We start from the raw sequence: 1,204 nt of genomic DNA, 5'->3' as shown, positions 1-1,204 counted from the left end.
AGATATTTATGACCTGGTGGAGCATGCGGTATCAGCACTGGAAGCGGGCGATGACGGGGAGCAGGAATGAGCACGATGCTGCGTGAAGATCTGGCGGCGGCCTGGGCCGGCAAGGACCCGTTTGAGCAGGCGGCCCGGCAACAAGGGGATATTTTCCGGGAGCGTGAAGGGCGCAGAACGCTGCGTTTTTTTCATGCCGGAAAAGGTTATTTCCTCAAGTACCATGGCGGGATTGGATGGCGTGAAATCTTCAAGAATCTGGGTCAGGGGAAATTGCCTGTGCTTGGCGCCATGCAAGAAGTGCGTGCGATTGATGCTGTTCGGGCCGCAGGGCTGGATACGATGACGGTGGCAGGGTATGGCTGCCGTGGCCACAATCCGTCTCGTCAGGAATCGTTTCTGGTCACGGATGAGCTGGCTGATACCTTGAGCCTGGAGGAGGTGGGCGAAAGCTGGCTTGAGGCAGGAGAAGTGCCTGTAGGGTTCAAGCGCGAGCTGATTCGTCGGGTGGCTGCTATCGCCCGCCGTATGCATGATGCAGGCATTAATCACCGTGATTTTTATCTTGCCCACTTTTTGATGCCGGCATCTGCGGTGCATGCCAGGGATGAAAGCGCGCCTCTTTTCCTGATCGATCTGCACCGTTCCCAGGTGCGAGGGGCGGTTCCTCAGCGATGGCGAGTCAAGGATTTGGGGGGCTTGTATTTCTCCACTGCCCGGTACGGGATGACGCGAAGAGATGTTCTGCGCTTTGTGCGTGAGTACAGTGGGCGATCTTTACGTGATGTGCTGACGGAAAAATCTGCTCTGCTGGCTGCCAGTCAGCGAGAAGGCGAAAAAATTTATCGCCGCTATTATGAAAAGACACCTCAATTTCCTCTGCAATTTAATCCGCACCCGGGGAAGGATATATGAGTGCCGGTTTTTCCGTTGTCATTCCTGCCTATAACTACGGTCATTGTATTGAACGGGCGGTGCAATCGGTATTGAGCCAGTCTTATTCTGATTTTGAGGTGTTGGTGATCAATGATGGATCTACCGACAATACCGATGAAATTATGAGGGCACTGGAGAATCAGCATTCTGATGTGCTGCGTTATATACCCCAGGTTAACCAGGGTTTGTCTGCGGTGCGTAATAGAGGTATTGAGGAAGCTCGATTCCCGTGGTTGATTTTTCTGGATGCGGATGACGAGATGTGTTC

General features: G+C 53.4%; 2 protein-coding genes. Both read left to right on the top strand.

Annotated elements, in window-relative coordinates:
* Positions 1-66: 66 nt before the first annotated feature.
* Positions 67-915: a lipopolysaccharide core heptose(I) kinase RfaP gene (gene rfaP, locus A3730_RS28425; protein WP_063519076.1), complete on the top strand. Its 849-nt coding sequence runs from the start codon at positions 67-69 to the stop codon at positions 913-915.
* Positions 912-1,204, top strand: a 293-nt coding sequence (locus A3730_RS28420) for a glycosyltransferase family A protein (protein ID WP_156501429.1), incomplete at its 3' end; no start/stop codon positions are given. The genes rfaP and A3730_RS28420, both read left to right, overlap by 4 nt.

It is taken from the genome of Alcanivorax sp. HI0044, assembly GCF_001634945.1.
The sequence above is the reverse complement of the archived record's forward strand: the minus strand, read 5'-3'. Positions and strand labels throughout refer to the sequence as shown.

Excerpts from the sequence above, each read along its gene's own strand:
- rfaP (WP_063519076.1), top strand. The coding sequence starts at position 67 with ATGAGCACGATGCTGCGTGAAGATCTGGCGGCGGCCTGGGCCGGCAAG.